Below are 2,932 nucleotides of genomic sequence, written 5' to 3'. Positions count from 1 at the left end.
ATATTTTGTCTGCCGCCTAAAGCGGTCTGAAGCACGTGACTTTAGTCATGTGAGGTTCATGATTATAAAGGAGCCAATAACAGGGCATACTATTCTATTTTTCATGCAATTAATGCAGTACATGCTGTAAGCGGTAAAGCATATAAAAGGCATAAGGATGCTGTGGCTAACTTCAATAAGGATTATGTGAAAACATCAGTGTTTCCAAGAGAAATGGGAAGGAAAATCGGACAGGCAGAAGAGATTCGTCATGCCAGCGATTATGATATATTGCAAGTAAAGAAGAATCAGAACGGCAGATTTCAGTTGCAGATGAATTTATAATTCTGGCAGAAAAATATTGTATGGAACAGCTTGAAAAACAAAAGGAAAATTGAAATGAACGAGGATGCCCCTCAGGGTTTGAAGCCCTGAGGGATATTTTTAGTTTGCGCGCCATGGGCGCGCTCTAACGGGTGAAAGTCCCGAACACGCCTAGGCGACAAGGAAGTGTATAGCTGAACAGCAAGGGTGTCTATCGTAAGGTAGAATCTGAAGGAAGCTGTAAGCAAACTCTTGGTCCGACGGACAGAAATCACATATGAGGCTAGGTTCCGCTTGGTAAGTCTGCTAAATAAGACAAAGCCGTAAAGTTGCCGTTTGTAGGAACCGAGTAAATGTGGCGGATATATGAGAGGAAAGAGTGTGCACCTTAAGCGTGGAGATCTCACAGAGGTTTCATTAGCCTAGTAACAACGAACTGTGAGAAGTCAGCCGAGCCCATAGTAGCGAAGAAGTCTCTGTAATGGAGATGGAGCGAAGGGGCGAACAATCAATAAGTTTGAGTATGTCTCGTATTGCAGAAATGACAACATCTGCCGTAACCAATCGGGAAAAGGGTGGTCAAATCAAGCGAGACGGAAAGGAAAGAACGCATGGACACAAGTAGTCTAATGAAGCAGATACTATCCAGCGATAATCTCAACAGAGCATATCTGCAAGTCGTACGAAATAAAGGTGCCGAGGGAGTGGACGGAATGAAGTACACAGAACTTAAAGAACATCTTGTAAAGGACGGCGAAATTATCAAGGAACAGTTGAGGACAAGAAAATATAAACCTCAACCAGTACGAAGAGTGGAGATACCAAAGCCAGACGGTGGTGTCAGAAACCTGGGAGTACCAACAGTAACAGACGGATTCATACAACAAGCCATTGCACAGGTCTTAACACCAATCTATGAGGAACAGTTCCATGACCATAGCTACGGATTCAGACCGAATAGATGTGCACAGCAAGCAATCCTAACAGCACTCGAAATGATGAATGATGGTAATGACTGGATTGTAGACATTGACTTGGAAAAGTTCTTTGACACAGTAAATCATGATAAGTTGATGACTATTATTGGTAGAACGATTAAAGATGGAGATGTCATCTCTATTGTTAGGAAATACCTAGTCAGCGGAATTATGATAGATGATGAGTATGAGGACTCTATTGTGGGAACACCGCAAGGAGGAAACCTTTCGCCGCTACTGGCAAACATCATGTTGAACGAACTGGATAAGGAAATGGAAAAGAGAGGGCTTAATTTTGTACGATATGCGGATGACTGTATTATCATGGTTGGAAGTGAAATGTCTGCAAACAGAGTTATGAGAAATATCTCACGATTCATCGAAGAGAAACTAGGGCTCAAAGTCAACATGACTAAGAGCAAAGTAGATAGACCAAGTGGACTTAAATACCTTGGGTTTGGATTCTACTTTGATTCAAGAGCACATCAGTTTAAGGCAAAACCGCATGCAAAATCAGTAGCGAAGTTTAAGAAAAGAATGAAAGGACTCACCTGTCGTAGTTGGGGCGTCAGCAACAGCTATAAGGTAGAGAAGCTCAATCAGCTTATCCGAGGTTGGATAAACTACTTCAAGATAGGTAGTATGAAAATCTTATGTGCGAAATTAGATGCAAATATTCGGTATAGACTTCGTATGTGCATATGGAAACACTGGAAAACTCCGCAGAATCGTGCAAAGAATTTGATGAAGCTTGGAATGGACAGGATTACAGCATACAAAGTTGGTTATTGTTCAAGAGCCTATGCTCATGTATGTAGCTGTGGTGCTGTAAATATAGCAATAACAAACAAGAGATTAGCCTCATTTGGACTAATCTCAATGTTAGATTATTACACTGAAAGGTGTGTTACATGTTAAGTTGATTGAACCGCCGTGTACCGAACGGTACGCACGGTGGTGTGAGAGGTCGAAAATTCCTCATCAAGAGGAATTTTCTCCTACTCGATTGTAAAAGTATATTATTCTAATAAGCGCAACGGATGCTCCCCATACCACAATGGAAATATTATAGCTGAGGAGATTCCGCCGGAATTGCTTTCTTATATGGAAGAAGTATTACCGGAAAAGAAGGAGCTGGATACGGAAAGTGTTCTGGATACAATGATAAATGTAAATGAATTTTTGAAGAACTAATGTTCGTATCATATATACAATTTTAAATTTCCATGATATAATATCTCTTACATTTGAGTGTTAATTCGTCCACGTTAGTTTTACTACTTTTTATCAGTCTATAAAATATCGGGTGGTGAACAAAATTCGTCGAGATGTGTATTCGGGTAAAATCAGGAAATGTGCTTCGACGAATTTCTGCCTGATAGACGAACTTTTTTGATATAAAAACCAGGAGGTGTTTTTGTGCAGAATTCACAACAAATCTTCAAACTTCATTCCGAATACCAACCCACCGGAGACCAGCCTCAGGCGATCGAAAAACTGGTCAAAGGATTCAAAGAGGGCAATCAATGTGAGACTTTGCTGGGTGTCACCGGCTCCGGAAAGACGTTTACAATGGCAAACGTCATTGCACAGTTAAATGAAAAGTCTAATCCCCCAGCTATGCTGGGGAGAATAGAGTAGTCGGAAGTGGT

The 2,932-nt window shown here is 41.0% G+C and carries 2 protein-coding genes and 1 pseudogene; all 3 read left to right on the top strand.

Features of this window, described 5'->3' with window-relative positions:
- The first annotated feature begins 96 nt into the window (after positions 1–96).
- Positions 97–324: a hypothetical protein gene (locus DWX32_RS20800; RefSeq protein ID WP_334294898.1), complete on the top strand. Its 228-nt coding sequence runs from the start codon at positions 97–99 to the stop codon at positions 322–324.
- Positions 325–914: 590 nt separating this feature from the next.
- Entirely contained in the window at positions 915–2,198 is a 1,284-nt protein-coding gene (gene ltrA, locus DWX32_RS19045) for a group II intron reverse transcriptase/maturase (RefSeq protein WP_118660862.1), read from the top strand.
- A gap of 501 nt (positions 2,199–2,699) precedes the next feature.
- Positions 2,700–2,882: pseudogene (locus DWX32_RS19040) on the top strand (DEAD/DEAH box helicase family protein); the annotation flags it as partial.
- Positions 2,883–2,932: the final 50 nt, after the last annotated feature.

Origin of the sequence: Blautia sp. AF19-13LB, assembly GCF_003479105.1 — a bacterium.
Lineage (GTDB): Bacteria > Bacillota > Clostridia > Lachnospirales > Lachnospiraceae > Fusicatenibacter > Fusicatenibacter saccharivorans.
The sequence above is the reverse complement of the archived record's forward strand: the minus strand, read 5'-3'. Positions and strand labels throughout refer to the sequence as shown.